Genomic DNA, 24,149 nt, shown 5'->3' on the forward strand with positions numbered 1-24,149 from the left:
AATATTGTAAAACCTTAAGAAAAAGTTAAGAATTCTCCTTGCAATTCTTTAAGAAATGCTCTTTATAGTTAGAACCATCAACAATGTAAGCAAAGCGAGGAGAAAACGACATGCAACTCATTACCTTCCTAACTGAATTTATCAAACATCCGAAAACAATTGGAGCAATATCACCTAGCTCCAAAAAGTTGGCTCATAAAATGGTACAACCCATTTGCTTTGAAACGGCTCAATGCATTGTCGAGCTTGGACCAGGGATGGGTTCCTTTACTACAGAGCTTGTGAAAAGAAAGCAGCCAGCTACATTGCTTATTCTCATTGAACATAATGCGATTTTTTGTGAAAAGCTACGTCATCAATTTGCACATGAAGCCAATGTTGTGGTAGTAAATGGCTCAGCAGAAAACTTAAGGCAGTTTATGGACGAACTCCATATAGAAAAAATTGATTATGTCATTTCTGGGCTGCCATTTACCTCTTTAAAGTCTGATGTATCATGTTGTATTTTAAGCAATGTGAAGGATTGTTTACACAATGGAAAATTTATAACATTCCAATATTCACTTGTGAAAAAAGCATTCTTTCAAACATATTTTGAAGATATTTCTCATGAAAAAGTATGGATGAATATGCCGCCAGCATATGTACTAAGCTGTAAACTTGGTCATACGAGGGCTAGTTAATGGAGCTACAGGATCTTTTAGGATTCATTGAACAATATGGCTATTTTGCTTTGTTTTTTAGTTTATGGTTAGGCATTATAGGGATGCCGCTACCAGATGAGATGATTGTGATGAGTGGTGGATTTTTATCTTCGTTAGAAAAAATGGTTGTATGGAAATCCTTTTTACTGACCTATTTAGGTGTTGTTTCGGGGCTTTCACTAGGGTATTTCCTTGGTAAAATCTTTGGACATCGAGTGCTCGACAAACTTATCAAAAAGAACAAGGCAAAATACCTTGTAAAATCAAAGGAATTACTAAATAAATATGGTCGCTTTGCATTAGTTCTGAGCTATTTTATTCCGATTGTTCGACATATCCTGCCGTACTTGGTGGGGATGAATAATATGCCCTTTAAAACGTATGCCTTGTTTTCCTATACAACAGGCTTTGTTTGGACATTGATGTATTTTACACTTGGTTTATTATTTGGCAGTCAAATGGAAGTTATTTCGATGCTGGCTACTAAATATGGTATTTATTTTGGAATTATCAGCGTAATGATCAGCAGTTTTTATTATTTTTATATACGAAAATTAAAAAAATAGTTAAAATGAGGAAACGTTATAATGGACAAATATTTGATTATTGGTGGGGTTAGATGAGTAAAGAAACCATTTTAATTGTAGATGATGAAAAAGAGATACGAAATCTTATCGCTATTTATTTAAAAAATGAAGGCTATCATGTGCTAGAGGCTTGTGATGGGGATGAAGGCTTGCAGTTATTAAAGAAGCATCAGGTACACTTAATTGTACTGGATTTAATGATGCCTAAAGTGGATGGTACTGAAATGTGTATGAAGGTAAGAGAAATTGCGGAAATGCCTATTATTATGCTGACAGCAAAATCTCAGGATATGGACAAGATTGTTGGCTTAACAATAGGTGCTGATGACTATGTGACAAAGCCCTTTAATCCGTTAGAGTTAATTGCCCGCATTAAATCACAGCTTCGTCGCTATCTGAAAATGAATGGCATGAATAGCAGCAATAATGAAGAGCTGGAAATCGGTGATTTACGTATTAATACTGCGACACATGAGGTTTTTGTCAATAATGAAAAAGTCAAGTTAACACCAAGAGAGTTTGCGATTTTAGAATTGCTTGTCCGTAATCCAGGCATCGTGATGAGTGCAGAGCAAATTTATGAAAGGGTTTGGAAAGAGGAGGCTTTTCAATCAGAAAATACAGTGATGGTCCATATACGTAAAATTCGAGAGCGAATTGAAACAAATCCAAGAAATCCTCAATATATCAAAACAGTATGGGGAGTAGGATATAAAGTTGAAAAAGATCTTTAGGTTTTTATGTAAGCTCATAGGGCTCTTCAAACAAATCGGTACGAAGATAAAAAACAATATTCAGCGTAGCATTCGAATTCAACTATTTACAACGTTTATCCTATGTGCGCTGGGCAGCTTTTTGGTGTCACGTGCAGTCCTTCCATTGTTTGAGAATATCAATGAGACCGTGATGGTGGATTATAGTGCCAGTATGCAGATGATGTATTTTCAGGCACAGGATACAGCAGAATTAGCGATCCAAGAAAATAGTGTTAATGTGTTAAAGCAATGGATTGACCAAGAAAATGACAAGGTGGACAGTGACCAGAATGCTTTACAAATTATTGTGACAGATGAGGGCGGGAAGATTTTATATAAAACCAAGCAGGTCAAAGAGCAAGAAATTGATCTGCATGAAGAAATAAGAAATGTCATGGATTTTGCAATCAATCAACCGTTTAACCATACGTATCCAGGTGCGATAGAAACATCACGAGAGGCATTTACCACGTTAGTGCCGCTAACCCTGCAAGATAAAAATTATTATTTCTTCGTGAGTGGGCTTCCACAAGGTGAAGCGATAACTAGTACAAGTGAAGGGCCCATACCTTTTTTCATTGGGGTTATTTTGTTTATCGTATCTTTTTTCTATAGTACCAAGCGTAAAATGAATCAAATTGAGGCATTGGCAGAGGGGGTTATGGTCATCGCAAAAGGAAATTTAGCTTATCGTATTGAGAAAAAAGGACAAGATGAAATTGCATTACTAACCGATAATATTAACCAAATGGCGGAAGAAATTATGACAAGCATCGAAATGGAGCGAAAAATCGAGCAACAAAAAAATGAGCTTATTACAAATGTTTCACATGACCTGAGAACACCTCTTACGTCTATTATGGGTTATTTACGTTTATTAAGCGAAGAGAAGTATGAGACGAAAGAGCAGTATGACGAATATTTGAAAATAGCTTTTTCTAAATCTGAGCAATTGAAAAATTTAATTGATGATTTATTTGAGTATACCAAGCTAACGAATGATAAAAATACAATAGTACGACAACAGGTTTGTGTGAATGAGCTACTCGATCAACTAATGGAGGAATTAGTGCCCTTAGCAGAGGAAAAACAACGTATTTTTATGAAACACTTTTCTGAAGAAAAAATTTTTGCGGCGCTTGATTCGGAAAAAATTGTTCGTGTGTTTGATAATTTACTCATTAATGCTATTAATTATAGCGCTGATGATGGAAAAATTATGGTTTCTCTTGAAGGGCAAGACGATCATGTGCGTATCTGCGTGGCAAATCAAAGTGATGCCTTTACAACGGAGGAGCTTGATAGTTTATTCGAGAGATTTTATAAAAAGGATCAAGCGAGAACAAATGTTACAGAAGGTTCGGGACTTGGATTAGCGATTGCCAAAAGCATCGTAGAGCTTCATGGAGGAACGATTCACGCTAAATATAAAAACGAGACATTGTACTTTATTATTACATTGCCATTAGCAGCTTCATAAGTTCAATTGCAGTGGAAGAATGTAAATAGCATGTTGTCTGTGTTTATGATGACCTAGCATTTCCTGCATGGTTGCTAGGAGAGCTGTGTCCTTGATGAAGAGTTGAATTTCTGTTTGCTTGTATTGTTTTTGAAAGTCAAAAATATAGTCTGTAATGATTTGTAAGTTATAGTGGTTTTGAATCTCTACCTCGACGAAAAACGGCAGTGTTAACTCTGGCAGTTTTGTGCTCCCTCCACGACGAATCCAGACCGCTTCCTGCACATAGTAGCGGATAGGTAATTGTCGATTACTAGCGATAAAAATATCCATAAAAAGCTCCCTTCAGTATGTAATTACAGCCTAAAGGAAATGTATTCAGTCGTCAAAAGAAAACATAAGCTGCTCAGCCAAGGATTATGTGCTGAACAGCTTTTTAGTAGAAGGTGGATAGTAAAGGATAGCGTTACTAAAGTGGTGGATAGCGTTATCAAAGTGATGGATAGCAATACCAAAGTGATAGAAAGCATTTCAAAACTTTTGGCTAGTATTCTCGCAACGTTGGTAAGCATCAAGAGATTCTAAAAAATACTGTAGTATAGGAGACTGTACATCATCCTTACGATAAATAAACCACGTAGGAATTTGTGCTTGCTTGTTCGTGATCGCATGCAGTGCCAATGCTTGTGTGGCACTATATTTTTCCGCGATGGCACGAGGAAGTAAGGTAAAACCTAATCCCGCAGCAACACAGCCTAAGATTCCATCAAGTGTTCCAAACTCCATTCGATTTTGTGGGCGTACACCATCCTCATGTAACCAATGATCTAAAATAGCCCGATAGGAACAGCCATGACGGAATGTAATTACAGTGCTACTCGCTAAATCTCGCAGCTGCTTAATTGGTTTATGCTTGCTAGATGTGACAATAACAAGCTCCTCGTAGACAAACTCCTTTACCAATAGATTTTCTTTATAAACAGGTCCAGTGACAAATGCACCATCTAATTCATAATTTTCTAACCGGTCAATATTATCCTGTGAAGGGCTTGTCAAAATGGTAATATCCACCTGTTCATGAGCTTGATGAAATATGGTTAATAACGCTGGTAAGTGTAGTGCTGCAGTCGTTTCCATTGATCCAATTCGTAATACACCTTTTGGTTCTCCTGTATCCTGAACAATCTCAAAGGATTTTTCATAGAGGTGAAGCATTTTTAAGACTAGCTCGTAAAATTGTTCTCCTTTCGGTGTAAGCTGTATTCCACGATGTCCGCGATAAAAAAATGTTGTGCTATACAGCGTCTCAAGACTTTGAATTTTCATAGAGATGTTGGATTGCGTGTAATTAAGTGCTGTGGCAGCTTTAGAAAAACTACCTGTTTGGACGACTGTCCGAAAGATCGTTAAATCATTAATATTCATAGATCCTCCAACTATCAGTTTTTTTGATACCTATTATAACGAATTGAGTCTATTTGTGATATCTGGATATTTGTTATAGTAAATTGGAAGGAGTGATTCTATGCACAAGCAAACGATTCAATATGTAATTGGTGGGATTTTTACATTGGTAATCGCCATGGGCATCGCTCGTTTCTCCTATACAGTTATTTTACCGTATATGCAAGAAACATTTGAATTTAGCCTTGCAACAGCAGGATATTTAGCCACAAGCAATTATTTAGGCTATCTAGTAGGAGCATTGGTGGCAGGGCGTTTACCTATAGCAAATAAACGCATTCCTTTTTTACAGCTAGCACTCGTTATTAGCATTTTAACTACTGCCTTCATGGGCATTATGAATGCAATCCTTATATGGTACATACTGCGGTTTATCTCAGGTATAATGAGTGCCTTTATTTTTGTCGTCATTGCGAGCCTTGTCCTTGATCAGTTAGCTAGCAGTCGTAACATGCATCTATCAGGACTTTTCTATAGTGGGGTAGGGACAGGTATTGCTTTAAGTGCCATCATTGTTTCACCAATACATGCCATTTTTCAATGGAATGGAACTTGGATTGCTTTAGCTCTGTTTTGTGTCGTATTGTTTGTGCTGATTATAAGATTCATCAAACCGATCCCACCGTATGAACAACACTTAGTAAGTCAAGCCATTGCGCCTCAGAAAGCTCCACCGAAGACGTGGCTAAAATGGTTAATCATAGCCTATAGCCTTGAGGGGCTTGGCTATATTGTCACAGGTACCTTTATTGTGTCGATTGCACAGGAGTCAACAAGCTTTCATGGAGATGCAGCTTTTGTATGGTTTGTAGTGGGCGTTGCGGCGATTCCTTCATGTATTGTATGGTCGAAGCTAGCACAGCATTATGGCTATGTAAGAACATTACTGATCTCTATGCTATTGCAAGCATTTGGTATCGTGTTACCTGCATTTACAACGAATACGCTTACCCTTTATGCCAGTGCCTTTATTTTTGGTGCAACCTTTATGGGCATTACAACAGTTGGCACAACATTAGCAAGACATATTGTACCGATAAACAGTCATCAAATTATAGGCTATTTAACTGCTGGTTATGCATTTGGCCAAATGATTGGCCCATCCATAGCAGGGACAATTGCGAATGTGACGAATAGCTATCAGTATGCATTGATAGGCGCTGCCGCTGTAGTAGTGCTTGGGGCTCTATGTTTAATTGGTGGAGTAAAATATGATAGGATGGCTGCTCCCATAAGTAAATAAAAAAGTAAGTAAGACCTATCTGCGTCTTACTTACTTTTACATTAATGGATATCTCGTTTCTTAAAGTTCCCACCACGAACTTCAGAAACATCAGAAATGACAACAAAAGCACCTTCATCGATATCCTTTATAATTGAAACTAATTTATTTTCTTCCATACGGTTAATGACACAGTTTAAAATTTCCGTTGGTTCGTTAGAGAAACCACCACGTCCATGTGTATAAGTAACACCACGTCCTAGACGAGCTTGGATCGCGTCCCCAATTTCCTCAGATTTTGCACTAACCACACGAACTTCTTTTGATTTCTCTAAACCAACTTGGATAATATCAATAACATTTTTTGCAATATAATATGTTAAAGCTGAGTATAAAGCACTCTCTAAGCCAAAGATAAAGCTTGCCCCTAAGAAAATAAAGGCGTTGATAAATAAGATAATATCGCCGACTGAAAATGGAATTTTACGTGATAATAGTACAGCTAAAACTTCAGAACCATCTAAAGCACCACCGTTACGTAATACAATCCCGATACCCACACCGAGCAGCATACCACCAGATAAGACAATCAGTAAGGGATCATTTGGGCCTAAAATGGTTTTAACATCATGTAAAAGCACCGTAGAAATGGATAATGCTGCGATACCAGCACTACTCATTAATGCAAAGGTTTTTCCAACTTGCTTATAACCGATATAAATGAACGGAATATTTAAGACAAAGAGCAGTATGCCTAACGGGATTCCGAAGAGGTGAGCCCCCATAATACTTAGACCCGTTACACCGCCGTCAATGACAGCATTTGGAATTAATACAGCTTCTAGTCCATAAGCGGCAATCACTGCTCCAATAATAATCATAATTAATTTTCGTATATTTTCTAGTGACTTTCCTTTTTTCATAAATCTTCTCCATTTCTTTACGTCAATAGTACTTAAGGTTTTGGAATAATATTTATCGCAATTGTTTTAGTCTCAGAACCTTTATTTGAGTCGGCCATATTATAGTATTTAGTGAGTAAATTGTTAAGATCATGTTCGAAGCTTACAAATTGATCAGTAGTTAAGGTTAAATCATGTAAAGAAAAAGTAGCTAAGTCGCTTTCACTTTCTTTTTCTTCAAGTGAGGATAAATAATGTTGATATTTAGACAGTAATGTTAATTGATAATAGGACATATACGTTAATTTTTGCTTCTTCGTTAGTTTTCGCCAATCCTCCTCGCTAAATTTTGCCGCATGTTCATTTAAGGCATAAAATTTTTCTGTAACTGAACGGATTTTTCGCTCTCTAACAATTTTGATGATGTTTTCGTCCATAAGGATTTGAATGTGGCGATATAAAGTAGCTTGTGGCACATCCTTAATGATTGTAATCATCTCTAAAGTACTTAAGCCTTCCTTTTTCATATGCAACAGAGCTTGTAAAATCTTCATTCTCACAGGATGTATTAAGACATCTGCTTTGCTGTGCATCAATTCTCCTCCTTCTAAAAATGAGATGGCTTTAAGGAAAGAAAGTAATATTATCAAAATGAGAACGTTATCAAATATAATATATTTTTTTTAAGATGTACAGTCATATGGCAAGTGAATTTGCCTCTTTTATAGAAGGAACAGGAAATAATTCATTGTATCACTCTTTACTAAGATGGTAGATTAAAAACATAGCAACTATCGTCCCCATCATTAATATCTTCAAAGTCATAGCCTAAATAAATACTTGTAAAAAGGGTGCAAAAGGATGAAGTATAAAGTTTTAACTATTTTACTTTGTGTGATGTTTGTATCTGGTTGTATGCCTAAAGTTTTGACTTTTGTAGGAGAAAATGAAAACTGGGAAGTGCAGTTTGAGGTAACTTCCGACAAAATGAAAAGTGATCAGTGTGGTGCAACGAGTGGCACTATTCGATATATTGGTGATCAACCTCTGCCTAAAGAAGTGAACTATACACTTAAACATGGTATAGAAACTTCTGGTTCAGATTCATTGGATAAAAACGGCGTAATTCTAATGGGAGAAGGCTGTTCCAATGCACTACAAGATACAGAGGTAGAGATAACGATCAAATGAATGGGATGGCCAATCAGAAATGATTCCTTTAACAGTAAAATAAACACTATAAACTGTATTTCTGAATGAACTTTTAGAAAAATGTCAAAAAGAGAGAAATCGATGGTGTTCGATTTCTCTCTTTCTTTTCGCCTAGTTACGTCTACTCTCATTAGGAGAATTCATTTCGAAGTAGTTTTATTTAATTAAATCAAAAACACCGCAACTATCGTCGTCGCAACAAGCCCAATGACCACAGGGATTAAGTTTCGTCTTGCTAGCTCAAATGGGCTCACATTACAAATGGCAGCGGCTGGAATTAATGCCCAAGGAATCAATGTTCCGCCACCAACCCAAATAGCTGTGATTTGTCCTAAAGCAGTTAATGTTGCGGTTCCTTCACCAATGGCATTGCCAAATAGACTGCCGACAGAGCCAGCTAGGGAAATTCCGGAAAAGCCTGAGCCATCTAATCCTGTAATAGCGCCTACCACTGCTAAAGTGACCACGGCAATTTCCTTTGTTAAAGGTACTACCGCAGCAAGACCAACACCAAGATCATTGACAATTCCATGTGAGGTAGCGGGTAAATGGTCACCGAGAATTTGTGTAAAGCCAGCATCTCCAAGATAGAAAAAGGCGGCAATAGGGATGACAGGTCCGAACACTTTAAAGCCGAATTGGAATCCTTGAATCAAATAGCTTGTCGTCTTTTCGAGCCCCTCAGCTTTGTGAGTAACAACACTAAGCAAAAGTAAGATGAAAACAGAGGTTCCTCCGATTAAAGCTGTTGCATCGCCACCTTGCAATTTAAAGACAGCCATTGCAATGACATCTAAGACGAAAGCAATGGGAATGAGTACAGCAAAAAATCGTCTTTGCCCGACAGACAGTAAATTTTCCACAATTTCATGTCTATCTTCACCAGCTTCACCAACATTATTCAAAAGTAAGGTTCCTCGTTTCATATCTCGTCGTAAGAAAATATAAGCAACAATTGTCGTCACAATCCCCATTGTAATGACGAGCGGAATACTAGCTGAAACGACATCACCAACAGGAATTCCAGCAGCATCAGCTGTTAGTTTTGGAGCCCCTTGTATGACAAAATCACTTGATAACGCAATACCATGCCCAAATAAGTTCATCGCCATGGCAACGCCAAGTGCTGGGAGGCCAGCCCGAATCGCAACAGGTAATAGCACCGCCCCTAACAGTGCCACTGCAGGAGATGGCCAGAAAAACCATGAGATAAACATCATTAATAGACCAATCGTCCAATAGGCGAGTGCTGGTGTTTTAATAATCTTCGTGAAAGGTGCAACCATAACCTCATTAATCCCAGAAGTCATCATCACTCGACTCATGGCAACAATAATCGAAATAATAAGAATCGTTGATAGCAGCTCTGTAATAGCATAAATAAAGCTGTTAAACACACCACTTATGGACGAAGTGAAATCGCCAGTCGCAACAATCGCTAGCATAAAGATGCCTACTACACAAATGAGGGTGGTATCGCGACGTTTAACCATAAATCCGATGATGAGTACAATAAAAACAACATAAATCCAATGGAGAGCTGTGAATTCAATCCCCATACGTTTCCCCCTCAATATTCTGATTCTATAGAATATGAAGAGAAAAAAAGATGGTGATGATTTTGAAAAATTTTGACCTAGGTGAAATGCTGTGTGAATTGAAAATAGAAATAATTAACTAATAATGATGGGAAATTAAGTTATTAATGAAGTGCTCAAATTGTAAGGAGAACTTTAAGCAATCTAAACTATAGGATTTTCTAGTGTCTTTATCTGCATCTTTGCCAACTATCTCAATGAAATGCCTCTTATTATAAACAAGTAATCAACTTAACAACCACTTTCTTAGCAAATTAAAGGGCCTCTTAAAAGATGCTTGATGTTATACAATAGTGGCCGAAAACTACACCTCAAACAAGATAATTGAAAGAAATGGATTTTTATATTAAAATACTTTTATAGATTATCGATAATCTATAATCCATAATATATAACACCTATAGCTAATCACCCTATACACTAAACTATGTTAAAATAAAGGATATAAATTTAATGGAGTGGTTTGATGGGGTTTGATGAAAGTTCAATTTCAAAAAAAACAATTTCTGAACAAATAGCTGAACGATTATTATTTCGCATATTTTCTGGTTATTATGAACAAGGTCAGCGCTTAATCGAAGCGGAAATTGCAAAAGAGTTACAAGTAAGTCATGCACCTGTCCGTGAGGCTCTTTATCTTTTACAAAAAGATGGTGTAGTCGAAAAAGTACAACATAAAGGTGTAAGAGTTAAGACTATATCGGATCAGGAATTGAAGGATTATTTGGAAGCGCTTTATTACCTATTGGATTCTGCACTTACAAAGTGTGAACCTAAATGGAATGCCGATTTGCAAAATGAACTATTACTTCGTTTTGAAGCGATGAAACAAAGAAAGTCTGCTGAAAATATTTATGAATATGTTGTTTCGTTTGCGCACTTGTTACAATTGTTTTTTGATGTTACAGGAAATATTGCGATGCTACGATTCTTTAAAGAAACCATATTTGTTACAAATGTAGCTGCACAAACAAAATGGAAAATGGATCTAGTTGAATCCTACCATCTGTCCATCAACACGTTTATCAGGTGTATAGAAGTGTCGGATTTTAATCATGCACGAGTGGCTATTAAAGATGTTATTTTATGGTACCAATTTAAATAATTTTATGGGGGTAACATAAATGAAAGCTGCAGTTTGGCATAATGTGAAAGATATTAGAGTCGAAGAGGTTGAATTACGAGCTTTAAGAGAAGAAGAAGTGAAAGTAAAAGTAGCATGGGCTGGTATTTGTGGAAGTGATTTGCATGAATACGAAGAAGGTCCAGTTTTTGTACCAGTTGATGTAAAAGCTGAATTAACAGGTGAAGTTGCCCCGCTTACAATGGGTCATGAATTTGCTGGGATTATCGAAGAAGTTGGCTCTAAGGTTACAGACTTTAAGGCAGGAGACCGAGTTGTCATCAATCCTACATTAACTTATAGAAACAAACATGAAGATGTCGATCGATATGATGGATTTAACTTCATCGGACTACATGGAAACGGTGGATTTGCGGAATATGTCAATGTCCCTGTAACAAATGTACACCGTTTAGCAGATAACTTAACATTAAAAGATGGTGCACTAGTAGAACCAATGGCTGTTGCTGTACAAGCTGTCAAAGATGCTGGGGTTACATTAGGAGATTCTGTAGCCGTATTTGGGGCTGGACCAATTGGATTGTTAACAGTAATCGCTGCAAAAGCATCTGGTGCAAGTAAAGTTATCGTATTAGATTTATCCGATGATCGATTAGAAAAGGCAAAAGAATTAGGTGCAACCCATGCCATTAACTCTGGTAAAGAAAATCCTGTACAAGCCGTTCGATCGATTGTAGCAGGTGGGGTTGATGTATCCTTTGAAGTTGCGGGAGTAGCTCCTACCTTTAAACAAGCAATTGATGTTACAAAACCACGCGGTAACATGATGATCGTTTCGATTTTTGCAAGACCAATCGAATGGAATCCAATGCAGCTTACAAACACAGGTGTTAATGTACTGTCATCAATTGTTTATACACCGTCAATTTTCCAAAGAACAATTGATGCAATGAGCTCTGGTCAACTAAATCCACAGGGTATCATCACAAGTCAAATTGAATTAGATGACATTGTTGACAAAGGATTCAAAACGTTAACAAACGACAAATCACAATCTAAAATTTTAGTCGCGATAAGTGGAGAAAATTAATAACATGGATAGATTAAAATAAATCTATCCTAACAAAGGGAGTATGGCTTATTATAGTCATGCTCTTTTCTTATAGCCTGTTTGATGATTCAAAACTGTTTTTCAAAGGATTTGCTGAACTTCATTGAGGGGAAGAGGGGCGTTGCAGCTTAAGAAAGCGTTTATACTCGATATTTTTGAAATATAATAAGAGAAGAAAAATGACAAAAAGAATCGAGAATGAATTTCACGATTCTTTTTGTCATATAGTTTAATTTCTTTCTCTTGCCCTCTGTGTGTCTCTAATATTTTTTTGAACTGTTATGGAGGCAAATAAACTAAGGACAAATGACATACCATAGAATCCTTTTTCGCTTAAAACAATACTTCCAGCATTATATAAACCAATACCCATTAATAAAATAGATACAATAAGTGCAATCCAACTAATACCATAATAAATAGTAGTAACTGGTATTCCCTCATCTTTATCTCTTACTGATTTTTGTAAAGATACTGCTGAATAGAGCCCGAATACTAAAACAGCTAAGTAATATCCTTTTTCGTTTAGTTGCATCGTTGCGTTAAATAGGCCTATAAGATAAGCAGTAACACCTACGAACAGTGCTGCCCAGGAAGCACCCTTGAAAGCAGCAGTCGGTTCTCCCTCTTTCCTTTCTACTTTTATTTTCGGATCAGGCTGTTTTCCCTTATCTAATGATGTCTCATTTTGATTAGACAATATCTTTCTCCTCCTTCTATCTCTGTATCAAAACATTCTTATTCTACAGGGATGTGATGAGAACAGAAATTTCTCTAAAACTGGCTTTTCAGTAATAAAGCAACCCCCTTTGAAGGAAGCGGCTTTATACTTGACCGTTATTTTGCTGCACTATAGATAGTCAATGTGGCTTCATCAAATTTAAAGGGACGATTATTGTTCCTTGGTAAATTTGCCCTTTACCCCGAGACAATTTTTTCTGTCCTTTGTTGCAATTCCTTTTTAGGGGCAGGAATCTGTTGTACCGATAAGAACTAGGTGTATAACTTTTTTTCATTTTATTCAAATAGACAGCAGAATATGTTAGGTAGATGTGGCTGCCTATTGTTGCTTTGCCCACTGTTATTGACGAACAATGAACGAAATAATTTAAATGGTTGATAATAGCTAAGGCATAAATAAAGCTGCGTAAAACCTGACTTATGGTTGAAATTAAATTGGTCAGTTGCAACAATTGTATTTAAATGCTAATAAAAGGCTTTTAAAGAAAATTTAAAAGCCTAGGCCCATTTGAAAGTGAGTAGCTGGTTTCAAAAAAGTACCCCTCACGTAGAAAGAGATTGTGCCACTGCAACCAACCTTTTTACTCCTTCCCTTAGCTGTTTTTCATTTGCATAAGAATAGCTTAAACGTATCCAGGATGATAGTTGTTTTAATGGATCACAAATTTGACCCGGTACAAAGGATATAGATTGTTCAATACTTTTAGATAGTAATAATTCAGTTGGAACATTATCTGGGAGCTGCACCCATAAATTCAGACCCCCTTTTGGGCTAGTCCATCGCCAACCTGTTACAGCTAGCTCTTCTTCCATGATTTCCTTTCGAATCTGTAGGGCGATCCTAATTTTCTCCAAATGCTGTTGCAATCTTAGGGATGAAAAGTAATGGAGAAAAATTTTTTGATTGAGAAGTGGTGAGCCATTATCAGCCAATGATTTTTCTATTAGGAGTGAGTTCATTAATGATGATTGACAAATCACAGTCGCAATTCTCAAGCCAGGAGAGATATATTTGCAAAAGCTTCGGATATAAATGACTGTTCCAGCACTATCGTACGTGTAAATGGGTGGTGGTGGGGCTTGATCAAAATAGATGTCGTGATAGGCATCGTCTTCAATTAATAGAAATCGATATTGTTCAGCTAGTTCGACTAATTTTTTGCGCTGCTCGACAGAAACAGTATAACCAGTCGGGTTATGGAATGTGGGGTTGAGATAAAATAGGCGCGGCTTGTATTGTTTAATATAGTATTCAACCTGTTCTAAATCGTAGCCCTCTGGATGGATATCAACCGTTACAATCTGTGCTCCTTGTGCTCTAAAAATATCAATCGCAGCACTGTAGCTTGGACGTTCAAATAAAACGACGTCTCTTGGTTTAATAAAAGCTTGAGCGATTAAGTGAATCGCTTGCTGTGAGCCAGAAGTGATTAACAGATCATCTGCACTCAAATGAGTTTTATACTGGTTGATAAAATAGTGAGTGAGTGTTTCACGCAGCTCTAGATCACCTTGTACAGTTGAGTAGGTGGCAAGTACTTTAGGATAAAGGTCAAACACTTCCTTCACATAATCTGAAAAATAATGATTAGGCAAAAGATTTGGATCAATCAACGCCTGAGAAAAATGATAGGAAACAGAGGGTTGATGGATTTCGGATAAATGATTTTTTTTTACGTATGCAGAAACAATGGGATTGTCCTGATTTAGATATTCAAGATTTTTCGTTACAGTTGATTGGACATAATAGCCTGCTTTATCTTTTACATAAACTTTGTCATGCTGTTTTAGTAATTGATAAGCTTTTAATACCGTTAATCGATGAACATTCATTTCAGATGCTAATTGTCGGACGGAGGGAATCTTGTCATGTTCTTTCCATTCTTTACGTTCTATACGGTGCAGTACATAATCGTAAACTTTGTTAAAAAGATAATCTTCATTTTGATTTGCTTTGCCCATATTGATTCCTCCTATTCAAAACGATTGTACCACGAACCTATCTAATCTGTTCTATCCCTTTTAATCTGTTCTATTGTCTTTCTTTTATGATAGAAAAAGAGGAGGAGGTTTATATGGTACTTATTAATTATTTTTTCATGTGTTTGATTTTTGGAACGACTTTTTTAGCGATTAAAATTGGTGTTGATGCAGGAATGCCTCCGTTTTTATCAGCTGGCCTCCGTTTTTTTATTGCCGGTTTATTGCTATTTAGTTTTATGGTTTGGAGAGAAAGAACGACAATACGGGTGTTATTTCGTAAAGAGATGTTTTTTACAGGAGTGGGCTTAACCTTTGGGACGTTTGCCACATTATATTGGGCAGAACAGTATGTGACATCAGGGATTGCAGCTGTCTTATCTGCTACAGGTCCAATGATGATCATTATTATACAGACATTCCTATTGAAGCAAAAAGGAAATCGAAAATCATTTATTGGTTGTGTTGTCGGAGTCATTGGTGTTACGTTCTTGATCTTACCTAGCCTTTCAATTGAGATTAGTCCCTTCTGGATGGTTGGTTGTTTTGCCATAATACTAGGGGAAGTTTTTTATGCATCTGGAACCATTTATACGAAGCATGTCATCCGAAAATTTGAAACGACATCTCCAATTGCTTTAAATGCAGCGCAAATGATGCATGGTGGGATTTTATTAATCGTTTTGTCACTTTTTACTGAGAACATTCAGCTTCATTATCTTTTAAGCCCAGCTTCAATTGGCTCTCTTCTTTATTTAATTATTTTTGGTTCAATGATCGGCCATAGCATTTATTATTGGCTTGTTTCCCGAACGAATCCTGTTTTTCCTTCTACATGGCTGTATATCTCACCAGTCATTGCCGTTACATTAGGTGTGACCCTCTATCATGAATATATTTCTTGGCTAACAGGCATAGGTACTCTGACGATTATTGCTGGAACGGTTCTAGTCAATTTCGAAACATTGAGGGAGTTGCTTTGGCGCAATAGGACTATGCTTCAGGATGTGAAAAATTAATATAGCTTGAATAAGAGAGGTAAGAAATTCTATTATTCTACATTGATTAAATCAAATTTAAAAGGAGAATGAAGCTATGAAAATTTCTAAGGGAGTAGAGATTCTGGCTCTTGAATTTAATGGGAACATCATTCATCCAACACTTTTATGGGATCAGGAAATGGCTGTTTTAATAGACACTGGATTCCCAGGTCAAATGGAAGATTTGCGCGTAGCAATGGATAAGGTAGGCATGTCGTTCGATAACCTAAAGGTTGTGATTTTGACACATCAGGATATAGATCATATAGGCAGCCTCCCGGAAATAGTGCGAAATTGTGGAAGTAATATAAAAGTCTATGCGCACGAACTAGATAAGCCTTATATCCAGGGGGATTTACCACTTTTGAAAGACGCGCACATAGCGAATCCACCCAAGGGGAAAGTGGATGTGGCCTTGAAAGACGGTCAAGAACTACCGTATTGTGGCGGAATTCGAGTGATCCATACTCCAGGGCACACGCCTGGCCATATCAGCTTATATTTAAAGCAAAATAAAACACTTGTTGCTGGAGATTCGATGTATAGTGTAAACGGTACACTGGGAGGAATTCATGTTCCAACTACTTTGGATATAAAGGTCGCTCGTCAATCTTTGAAGAAATATTTAGACTTAGACATTGAATCTGTAGTTTGTTACCACGGAGGATTATGTAACGTAAATATTAAAGAGCAGATTCAAAAATTTTACAAATAATGATCTCTTTTTTTGAGGAACTATTGCTAAGTGTAAATGGAAGTCTGTTTTATTGTTAGCCAGCTCATGTTATAATGAAGAGCTTAAGATGATTAAGACCTTTTTATAACGGATGCCAAGAAAAGCCTCCGCAAAATGAAAAATATGGAGGTGTAAGAGAATGAATAAGCGTTGGACGATTAGTGAAATTCAAAAGTTTGTTGAGAATAATTCGGAAAGTAAGTTGCTAACGACTGAATATCATGGTTTTTCTCAAAAGTTATTATTTAAATGTGCATGTGGAAGTAACTTTGAAAAAACATTTACGAAATTTAAAAATAAACATCAACGAAAATGTGATGTATGCCAACCGCCAAAAGAGTCACGCTAAATGTATTGCCAATTTTTACTAAAGAGAAATAGACTTTTTCTATGTGACTGATAGAAGAAAATGTTGATTAAAATCACTTTACTCTTATAGGTAAGGTGATTTTTTTGCCTAGGATTACTACTGAAAAAGATGGTAAAGTAACATACTTAAGCAAATACAGAATAAAACATCACCAATTTAACCTTCTGTATTAATGAAATATCATGGATAGAAGCCAAACCCTTGATACATCTGGGTTTGGCTTTTTTAATATTTCCAAAATTTTTCTTTTTTCACTGAAAAACTCGGTTTGTAAACCATTATTGCCGAAAAAAAGATTGTAAAATAACAATCAGTGATTTATATTGGAGATTATGATTTTTTTCAAAATCTCAAAATCATAATCGAAATTTAATTTATATACAAGTTTTAAGAGGGAAGTGAATTAGCAAAATGTATCTTTATCCCCTATTAGTCATTATTGCAGCTAGTAGTTTTGGAATCGTTTCAACTATCATAAAACTGGCAATGCGTAGTGGCTTTTCTGTATCAGAGGCAGTGACAAGTCAGTTTTTTGTCGGCTTCTGTATAGCAGTATGTATCAGCTTAGTTACAAACAGGTCAAAATTTAGCTTTAAAGGTGTTAAAATCCTTCTATTTGCAGGTATCTTAACTGGGTTAACAAATATTTTATATGGTCATTCTTTGAACTTTTTGCCAGCTTCCTTGGCAGTAGTACTACTGTTTCAATTTACATGGATCGGTATGTTGATCTCTTGTATTACAAAACGGCAATTTCCAAGCAGAATTGAATTAATCTCTTTAATTATATTGGTAGCTGGAACCATACCAGCTGCTGGAATAATTGATGTTGATTTATCCCAAATACCTTTGCAGGGATGGTTATGGGGATTAGCAGCTGCTCTTTGTTACTCTTTATTTTTATATGTGAACGGTAAGGCAACTGCAAGTATGACAACCTCTAACCGTTTAGTATTGGTTTCTTTCTTTGCTTTTATGATTACGGCGGCTTTTCAGTCTCCAGAAATTATTTGGAATGGTACTTTGTTTAATGAGGGACTTTGGATTTATGGATTGGCATTAGGGTTATTTGGCATGATTATCCCCGTTTTCTTATTCACTATTGCAGTTCCTAAAGTTGGATTAGGTATGTCCTCTATATTGAGTGCTGTTGAATTGCCAATCGCCGTGATGGTATCTGTTATCCTATTAAGCGAAACGGTTACCATTTTGCAAATAGCAGGTATCGTCACGATCGTTGTCGGTATAAGCTTACCAACATTGCTAGATAAAGATGGATTGTTAAGTAGCGTCAAAACTAAGTACAAAAAATCCAGCAAAGAAGTAGCGAAAGGGTCTTCGATTTGAAGATCCTTTTTTCATGACAATCAAGCAATGTGATAACAATTCGGTTTTCTGATACGAATTTAACGTCCTCCTTAGTAGATTCAATTACACCTTTTATGCAACGCTGTAAATTTTTTTGTTCATACTCCGTTCATATTGTTGTCATAAGCAGTACACCTTCGTTGTATAAGCTATCCTTAACGGTTTATGAAAGTAGCCGGAATCCACATAGAGATAACGAAAGGGAGGTGTGGCACGAGAGCAATGGAGAAAACGGTGATCGCTTACCGTTCTATACTATCGTGCAAACATAATGAAAAAAATGATCATCATTTTAAGTAAATTAATAGCTGTTTTTGCTGTAGCCATCATACTTTTTTTAGCGATTGTTTTCCTAGTGAATATTGTCTGCTCTAAAATAGAGCAAGGAAAAATAGAAACTTATGGGCAGTCTGTAGCAGTGGACGGGAAAACGATGAATGTCTTCATTCAAGGAGAAGGCGAAGAAACCGTTGTGCTTTTACCTGGTTATGGAACAGCGGCACCAGCACTTGATTTTAAATTTCTAGTAGATGAATTATCTCCATTTTACAAAGTGGTTGTCATCGAGCCTTTTGGTTATGGGTTAAGTGATCTAATTGAAAAAGAACGTAGCACAGAGAATATTGTTAGTGAAATACATGAAGCTTTACAGCGTCTTCATATTGAACGTTATATTCTGATGGGACACTCCATTTCAGGCCTTTACGGATTGGATTATGTGAACAAATATCCAGAAGAGGTGAGTGCATTTGTCGGGCTTGATAGCAGTGTTCCAACGATAAGCGAGAAAAAGATTGATTCTTCTATAATAAGAACTATAAAACTACTTAAAAAATCGGGTTTAGCGAGATTGCAAGTAAAGCTAGGGGATGACCCATACGCCGTACTACCATATGATGATAAAACAAAAGAACAATTGAGAATTCTTAAACACAAAAACATGTATAACCCAAGCCAGTTAAATGAAGCTGAAATGATGTATGAAAATTTTAAAGCAGCTGAAAATAGATCCTTCCCAAAAAATCTCCCTGTGATTTTCTTTATACAAGAAAATCATCCAGTAACTGACAGATGGATACCAGAGCATAAAAAACAAATAGAAGATTCTATAAATGGGAAAGTGATGACATTTGAAGGGGATCATTATTTATATCGTACCAAAGCAAAAGAAATCGTTGAAGGCTTCAGAGAATTTATGAAGGAAGTACAGTGAAGGTACTGAGAAAGATCCTTTATTTTATCTTATATTAATGGTCAGTAAGCGCCTATCTCGATTGGGGAAATTAGGGTGAGCCAACTAAGTGCCTCCGATCAAGTGTAATATATTTATTGTAGTTAATTATTTTGTGCGTATGAACAGCCAGTATCTATTTTGAAGCCAATTAAATAAAGTTCTTGAAACGAATAACCAGGCGCTCATATGAGTACCTGGCCTTTTTTATGCAGTATTAGAAGTGTTCAAAAAGGTTCTGAAAGGTGTAACGATAACGCTGAAACCATCATCAGGCGGCTCATGGCAAAAATCATGGGGAACAGCTCTGTAATGACATAAATAGCGCTAACCAACTACTTACTTAATAGAGTATGGGTTTACTTTTATACTGTATCTAGTACAACTTGATTATGTTTAGATCTCTGAACGGAAGTTGTTACCTAGCTTGCTTCCCAGACCAAAATAATGCCGAAAATTATAAATAAGTGGGCTCCATTTATTTGGATCAATATGATTTTCTTCAATAATAATTTCCTCATGAGCATGTACATGTATCGTTTGTGTCTCAACAATTGCAAAAGTAGGAGAATAATCTGGGATACGAATATGTTTTACCTTTGCCTCGATTTGAATGGGACACTCCATAATCCGAGTAGGAATGACCGTTGTAGAATTAATAGGTGTGAATCCACAAATATCAAATTTCTCTTTTCTATATGTAAAACCAATTTGTTTCTTAAAATCTGGAACTGGTTTTTTTCCTGTGTAAGGAGCTAACTGCTCCACATTTTCCCATAGAGAGGGGTCAGGAATATTAATGACACATTCAGGATGTCGTTCTAAATTTTCTATTGCTTTTCCACCAAGCCCAATACCTAAGACAATACAGTCTCCTAATGCCCAAGAAGATGACAAAGGGCTAATATTCACTGTTCCATCCTCATTTAATGTACTCAGTAAAATTACAGGAAATCCATAATATAAAATTTTAGGATTTATCATTTTTGTATTTGGTATTTGCTTTATTATTGTCATTTTAAGTTCCTCCTACTAAATATTTTCGCTGTCATAACTCATTGTAAAATATAAAGATTTCGATAAGCATCGAAGTGTTGATTACAAAATAATTACTTCAACAAAAGAATATGGAGGAAAGGTAAAGTTTAAAGTTCTTCATTTCATCTCCTTGATATTTCTAAATTTTTTATGCCAATTTCCTTGACTTCATAAGAAAAATATGGAAATATATAAATAAACCGTTGGTCGGTTTATTTATAGGAGGTTTATGATGGCAAGGACAAATAAAAACTATGAACATAAAAAAAACGACATTTTAATTCGAATTTGGGAGGTTCTTCTGCAATATGGTTATGAAAAAATGACACTTCCGATAATCATAAAGGAATTGGGCATATCAAGAGGAGCCTTTTATCATTATTTTCAGTCAAAAGAAGAATGTGTAGATGAAGCTGTTAAATTGTTTGTTGAAAATGCGGTAGTGGAAATAAAGACGATGGATAATAAGACATTATCCGCAGATGTAAGACTTAAAATGGCAGTTCAAAATAGTATTTCTCTTTTTCATCAAAATAAAGAGCAAGATCGAATGATGAATCAACCTGAAAATGCTGTATTCCATCAAAAACTGATGATAGGTCTAACTAAATATCTTGCTCCGTATTTTGCAGAAATCATTGAACAGGGAGTGGAGGAAAAAATTTTTTACACAAATTATCCCTTAGAAATAGCTGAAATGTTATTGACACTATCAAATTTTTATTTAGATAAAGATTTATTTCATTGGGATCCAGAAACCATTCCATATAAAATAACAGCCTATGAAGAATTGATCAATAAAGGTTTAGGAACAACTGATAATATTGGCTTTTTTACTAACTAAAAAGGAGATTGGTAAATGGAAGCTGTTTTAAAATTACAAAATATAAGCAAAAAATTTAATGATTTTGATACAGTTTTACAAGAAATTAACCTTTCATTTTTTGCCCATACGTTTAATGTGATACTCGGACAAAGTGGTTGTGGGAAATCAACACTCATCAATATCATGTCAGGACTAATGAAGCCAACAAGAGGAAATGTTTATTATAAAGATTTAGATATTTCTCATGCGGAACAAAAAGAGATGATTCAATTCAGACGCTATAATTTCAGTAATATTTTCCAAGACTATTTACTATTGTCGGAATTAACGGTACGGGAGAATATTGAATTAGGGAAAACAGGGAATGCTCAAGATTTAGAATTCCGTGAACTTATAGCAAGGCTAGGGATCGAAACATTAGCAGATCGATTTCCCAATGAATTATCTGGTGGTCAGCAACAACGAGTTTCTATCGCACGTGCAATGATTAAAAATCCTGAAATTTTGTTTTGTGATGAAGCAACAGGAGCATTGGATGAGCATAACAGCAAACAAGTTGTGGACTATTTAAAGGAATTAAATAAAACCTATGGTACACTCATTATTTTTTCTACACATAACCTCAAAATTTCCACAGTTGCAGACCGTATTATTGTCATGAAGGACGGTCTTATTGAGGACGATTATTTAAATACTTCTCCACGGAGATTCTATAATGAGTAGTGTGTTTAAACAAATTTTCAAGAGTTTACTATGTGAAAAAGCGACTATGTCTGTGTTATTTTTTCTGAGCTGTTTAGGCTCATTTATGTACTTTTTTGTTCAAGTATCTATAGATGGGAATCTAAAACATTTGGCTTACAATAAAGCAAATGGGATATTAATTAATAGCTCGCAAAAAGAGCTATTGATTGCATTGCATTCTAATCAAATTTTAGCAGCTACTTTTTTAATCATTTTTTCTGTAATTGCAGCCTTTGCATTTTATATGTTTTTTTTAAAATATTACCGTAATCATCTGAAAGAAATTGGTTGCTATAAGGCTTTCGGATGTTCAAATAAACAAATAATCGCAGTTATGTTTTTCATTAATAGTAGTCTTTCTTTTATTGCCTTTATAGTAGGCTTCATATTGGGATGGATTTGCTCAGATGTATTATTACAATTATATCGTTCATCTTTTGATATTGAATCACTTCAAAAGGGAATTTTCCCTTCAAATTTAGCAATAGGTTTCCTATTTATTGTTGTATTATCGGGAATCATGGCAATAGTGCCATACTATAAGTTTTTAAAATTTGATATTTCCTCATTATTATGTAATTTCCCTGAAGAACACCAAAATAAATGGATAGTTTTCATTAGCAATAAACTATCCAATGCAGTTCCAATCAAATATCGGCGCTCATTTCGCATAGCTTTACGTAAGCCATTAGCAGTGTCTTTACTATTCCTGTCAGTAGGCTGTTTTACAGTTTTATGGATTATGAGCATGTCACTTCATTTCAGCAGTCAATATATTTATGAAACCCAGACACTTGGTAGGTCCTATAAATATGATATTCAGTTTGAAAATTATCAGCCGTATCATCCACTAGAAGAAGATAGTACTTTCTATTTAAGAAGTAATGTGAAGATTTCATGGAAAGGAAATGAAATTAATCAACAAGCAATAGGATTTCATAAAAAACCAAATTTGTTTCAATTTTATACATTAGATCACAAGGAGCTTTTCTTACCTAAAGAAAAAGAGGTGTATATAAATGAAGCTTTATCTGAACTCTATGGAATACGACAAAATGATTATATTGAAGTAAATATTAAACATAAAATCTATAAACTAAAAGTTGCTGCTATTGTGGGAAATGCAGAGAATAAGACTATTTATCTTTCAGAACCGCAATTAGCAAGTATGTTATCCATAAAAGAGTCAAGCTATAACGGAATACTTTCAAACACTGTTCCTAAACAGTATGAGAATAAATCAATAATAACAGAAAAGGAACGTTTAGCTTATTTACAAAAAAATAATGTTTCAAATAAAATAAGTGCAGTGATAAATCAACTATTAGGATGTATGATTGGCTGTTTGCTTCTTTATCTTGTCATACTGCTAAATTTTCAAGATTGCACAAGAAATATTCTTATTTTAAATATGTTAGGGTATTCTGCAAAGTCCATTAACAAAATGTTAATCAGTATTTATAAACCTCTTTTAAATGTGGCATTTATCATTATGGTTTCATTAAGTGTTATAGTTTGTCAGTTCATACAAAAAAGCCTCTCGATAAAAACGGGTGATTATATACCGTTTCAAACGAATTTGTTTATAATTGGCGGTATATGGTTGTTGCTAAATCTACTTTATCATCTTATCCACTGTAGATTTAATAATAAAATTGAAAAAATTCAAAATGCAGAACAGACTAAAAAATACATCCTTTAACACCAACATAAGTAAAATGATGTGACTATTAAGGAGATAGCAAACGAAGATGTTTTGAATGTAAAGAAATGCACCTCAAGGAACAGTGCATGGTAGTTGAAGATGCTGTTTGTTTTATCTTTCGTACGAGGGAAACTAAGGAATACAACATTAATTTTATGAGCAGGGTAAATCATATTACTATATGAATAACTTCTTCTACTGGTAGAAATCTAAAGAGAATTCAATCACCATTTGATTATGAACGGTGGGGATTATTTAATGCTTATACAGTA

General features: G+C 35.5%; 24 protein-coding genes. 16 read left to right on the forward strand and 8 right to left on the reverse strand.

From position 1 onward, the window contains the following. The first annotated feature begins 110 nt into the window (after positions 1 to 110). From MHI04_RS06420 to MHI04_RS06435, 4 genes are read left to right on the forward strand one after another with little or no spacing between them, the layout of a single operon-like run. Positions 111 to 683 carry an rRNA adenine N-6-methyltransferase family protein gene (locus MHI04_RS06420; RefSeq protein WP_089932113.1) on the forward strand — a complete coding sequence of 191 codons (573 nt, stop codon included), beginning with the start codon at positions 111 to 113 and terminating at the stop codon, positions 681 to 683. After that, a complete protein-coding gene (locus tag MHI04_RS06425) occupies positions 683 to 1,270 on the forward strand; it encodes a DedA family protein (protein WP_342535425.1) in 588 nt (195 codons plus the stop codon). Before MHI04_RS06420 ends, MHI04_RS06425 begins: the two co-directional genes overlap by 1 nt. 53 nt (positions 1,271 to 1,323) lie before the next feature. Further along, positions 1,324 to 2,025, forward strand: coding sequence for a response regulator transcription factor (locus MHI04_RS06430; protein ID WP_036127280.1), 702 nt, complete (start codon positions 1,324 to 1,326; stop codon positions 2,023 to 2,025). After that, on the forward strand, positions 2,018 to 3,526 hold the full coding sequence (locus MHI04_RS06435; protein WP_342535759.1) for a HAMP domain-containing sensor histidine kinase: 1,509 nt from the start codon (positions 2,018 to 2,020) through the stop codon (positions 3,524 to 3,526). The genes MHI04_RS06430 and MHI04_RS06435 overlap by 8 nt, the downstream gene beginning before the upstream one ends. Here the strand turns inward: MHI04_RS06435 and MHI04_RS06440 are convergent. Then, entirely contained in the window at positions 3,521 to 3,838 is a 318-nt protein-coding gene (locus MHI04_RS06440) for a hypothetical protein (protein WP_036127276.1), read from the reverse strand. The genes MHI04_RS06435 and MHI04_RS06440 overlap by 6 nt on opposite strands. Positions 3,839 to 4,036: 198 nt before the next feature. Next, positions 4,037 to 4,930, reverse strand: coding sequence for a LysR family transcriptional regulator (locus MHI04_RS06445; protein ID WP_058843311.1), 894 nt, complete (start codon positions 4,928 to 4,930; stop codon positions 4,037 to 4,039). A gap of 100 nt (positions 4,931 to 5,030) precedes the next feature. On the opposite strand from MHI04_RS06445, the gene MHI04_RS06450 reads away from it, so the two are divergent. Next, complete coding sequence (locus tag MHI04_RS06450) at positions 5,031 to 6,212, forward strand: YbfB/YjiJ family MFS transporter (RefSeq protein WP_036127273.1); 1,182 nt, start codon at positions 5,031 to 5,033, stop codon at positions 6,210 to 6,212. A 41-nt stretch (positions 6,213 to 6,253) separates the two neighbouring features. Here the strand turns inward: MHI04_RS06450 and MHI04_RS06455 are convergent, their stop codons facing one another. Together MHI04_RS06455 and MHI04_RS06460 are read right to left on the reverse strand one after the other, a co-directional pair. Continuing rightward, positions 6,254 to 7,114 carry a YitT family protein gene (locus tag MHI04_RS06455; RefSeq protein WP_036127272.1) on the reverse strand — a complete coding sequence of 287 codons (861 nt, stop codon included), beginning with the start codon at positions 7,112 to 7,114 and terminating at the stop codon, positions 6,254 to 6,256. A 32-nt stretch (positions 7,115 to 7,146) separates the two neighbouring features. Continuing rightward, positions 7,147 to 7,686, reverse strand: coding sequence for a helix-turn-helix domain-containing protein (locus tag MHI04_RS06460; protein WP_036127271.1), 540 nt, complete (start codon positions 7,684 to 7,686; stop codon positions 7,147 to 7,149). A gap of 268 nt (positions 7,687 to 7,954) precedes the next feature. Between MHI04_RS06460 and MHI04_RS06465 the strand changes: the two genes are divergently transcribed. Further along, the gene (locus MHI04_RS06465) at positions 7,955 to 8,284 is read left to right on the forward strand and encodes a hypothetical protein (RefSeq protein ID WP_342535426.1); all 330 of its coding nucleotides are present in this window, start codon (positions 7,955 to 7,957) and stop codon (positions 8,282 to 8,284) included. Between the two features lie 185 nt (positions 8,285 to 8,469). On the opposite strand, the gene MHI04_RS06470 is transcribed toward MHI04_RS06465, so the two are convergent. After that, on the reverse strand, positions 8,470 to 9,864 hold the full coding sequence (locus tag MHI04_RS06470) for a hypothetical protein (RefSeq protein ID WP_141905571.1): 1,395 nt from the start codon (positions 9,862 to 9,864) through the stop codon (positions 8,470 to 8,472). A 505-nt stretch (positions 9,865 to 10,369) separates the two neighbouring features. On the opposite strand from MHI04_RS06470, the gene MHI04_RS06475 reads away from it, so the two are divergent. After that, the gene (locus tag MHI04_RS06475) at positions 10,370 to 11,008 is read left to right on the forward strand and encodes a GntR family transcriptional regulator (RefSeq protein WP_036127231.1); all 639 of its coding nucleotides are present in this window, start codon (positions 10,370 to 10,372) and stop codon (positions 11,006 to 11,008) included. Positions 11,009 to 11,027: 19 nt separating this feature from the next. Continuing rightward, the gene (locus MHI04_RS06480; RefSeq protein ID WP_058843317.1) at positions 11,028 to 12,077 is read left to right on the forward strand and encodes a 2,3-butanediol dehydrogenase; all 1,050 of its coding nucleotides are present in this window, start codon (positions 11,028 to 11,030) and stop codon (positions 12,075 to 12,077) included. A 250-nt stretch (positions 12,078 to 12,327) separates the two neighbouring features. Here the strand turns inward: MHI04_RS06480 and yiaA are convergent, their stop codons facing one another. Next, a complete protein-coding gene (yiaA, locus tag MHI04_RS06485) occupies positions 12,328 to 12,798 on the reverse strand; it encodes an inner membrane protein YiaA (RefSeq protein WP_036127227.1) in 471 nt (156 codons plus the stop codon). A gap of 584 nt (positions 12,799 to 13,382) precedes the next feature. Continuing rightward, positions 13,383 to 14,801 (reverse strand): PLP-dependent aminotransferase family protein, encoded by a 1,419-nt coding sequence (locus MHI04_RS06490; RefSeq protein WP_340812674.1) that lies wholly within the window; start codon positions 14,799 to 14,801, stop codon positions 13,383 to 13,385. A gap of 113 nt (positions 14,802 to 14,914) precedes the next feature. Here MHI04_RS06490 and MHI04_RS06495 point away from each other — a divergent pair, with 113 nt between their 5' ends. From MHI04_RS06495 to MHI04_RS06515, 5 genes are all read left to right on the forward strand, one after another. Then, positions 14,915 to 15,838 (forward strand): EamA family transporter, encoded by a 924-nt coding sequence (locus MHI04_RS06495; RefSeq protein WP_089932122.1) that lies wholly within the window; start codon positions 14,915 to 14,917, stop codon positions 15,836 to 15,838. Positions 15,839 to 15,914: 76 nt separating this feature from the next. Then, positions 15,915 to 16,574, forward strand: a complete 660-nt coding sequence (locus MHI04_RS06500; RefSeq protein ID WP_101966356.1) for an MBL fold metallo-hydrolase — start codon at positions 15,915 to 15,917, stop codon at positions 16,572 to 16,574. A gap of 160 nt (positions 16,575 to 16,734) precedes the next feature. Further along, complete coding sequence (locus MHI04_RS06505) at positions 16,735 to 16,944, forward strand: hypothetical protein (RefSeq protein WP_058843320.1); 210 nt, start codon at positions 16,735 to 16,737, stop codon at positions 16,942 to 16,944. Between the two features lie 432 nt (positions 16,945 to 17,376). Beyond that, complete coding sequence (locus MHI04_RS06510) at positions 17,377 to 18,312, forward strand: DMT family transporter (RefSeq protein WP_058843321.1); 936 nt, start codon at positions 17,377 to 17,379, stop codon at positions 18,310 to 18,312. Between the two features lie 292 nt (positions 18,313 to 18,604). Beyond that, positions 18,605 to 19,546 (forward strand): alpha/beta hydrolase, encoded by a 942-nt coding sequence (locus MHI04_RS06515; protein ID WP_197412987.1) that lies wholly within the window; start codon positions 18,605 to 18,607, stop codon positions 19,544 to 19,546. A 414-nt stretch (positions 19,547 to 19,960) separates the two neighbouring features. Here the strand turns inward: MHI04_RS06515 and MHI04_RS06520 are convergent, their stop codons facing one another. Next, positions 19,961 to 20,581: a flavin reductase family protein gene (locus MHI04_RS06520; protein WP_058843323.1), complete on the reverse strand. Its 621-nt coding sequence runs from the start codon at positions 20,579 to 20,581 to the stop codon at positions 19,961 to 19,963. Between the two features lie 250 nt (positions 20,582 to 20,831). On the opposite strand from MHI04_RS06520, the gene MHI04_RS06525 reads away from it, so the two are divergent. Genes MHI04_RS06525 through MHI04_RS06535 form a run of 3 tightly spaced genes read left to right on the forward strand, consistent with a single transcriptional unit; the run spans position 20,832 to position 23,874 of the window. Next, a complete protein-coding gene (locus tag MHI04_RS06525; RefSeq protein WP_257982862.1) occupies positions 20,832 to 21,446 on the forward strand; it encodes a TetR/AcrR family transcriptional regulator in 615 nt (204 codons plus the stop codon). Between the two features lie 15 nt (positions 21,447 to 21,461). Continuing rightward, positions 21,462 to 22,151: an ABC transporter ATP-binding protein gene (locus tag MHI04_RS06530; protein WP_058843325.1), complete on the forward strand. Its 690-nt coding sequence runs from the start codon at positions 21,462 to 21,464 to the stop codon at positions 22,149 to 22,151. Next, a complete protein-coding gene (locus tag MHI04_RS06535; RefSeq protein WP_058843326.1) occupies positions 22,144 to 23,874 on the forward strand; it encodes an ABC transporter permease in 1,731 nt (576 codons plus the stop codon). Before MHI04_RS06530 ends, MHI04_RS06535 begins: the two co-directional genes overlap by 8 nt. The last annotated feature ends 275 nt before the right edge of the window (positions 23,875 to 24,149 follow it).

Origin of the sequence: Lysinibacillus sp. FSL K6-1151 (assembly GCF_038630755.1) — a bacterium.
Lineage (GTDB): Bacteria > Bacillota > Bacilli > Bacillales_A > Planococcaceae > Lysinibacillus > Lysinibacillus fusiformis_D.